At 60.0% G+C, this 285-nt stretch carries 1 pseudogene; it reads right to left on the reverse strand.

Annotated elements, in window-relative coordinates:
• Positions 1–104 precede the first annotated feature (104 nt).
• Positions 105–285, reverse strand: a pseudogene (locus R0K30_RS21620) (hypothetical protein); the annotation flags it as partial.

Raw genomic sequence — 285 nt, forward strand, 5'->3', positions numbered from 1 at the left:
ACCATTCATGTTGTTGCTCAGGTCGCAGACGTTTTGCAGCAGCAGTCGCTTCACGTTCGCTCGCGTATCGGTGATTCATTCTGCTAACCAGTAAGGCAACCCCGCCAGCCTAGCCGGGTCCTCAACGACAGGAGCACGATCATGCGCACCCGTGGGGCCGCCATGCCGGCGATAATGGCCTGCTTCTCGCCGAAACGTTTGGTGGCGGGACCAGTGACGAAGGCTTGAGCGAGGGCGTGCAAGATTCCGAATACCGCAAGCGACAGGCCGATCATCGTCGCGCTC

The organism is Bacillus sp. SIMBA_154 (assembly GCF_046536015.1).
Taxonomy (GTDB): domain Bacteria; phylum Bacillota; class Bacilli; order Bacillales; family Bacillaceae; genus Bacillus; species Bacillus pumilus_P.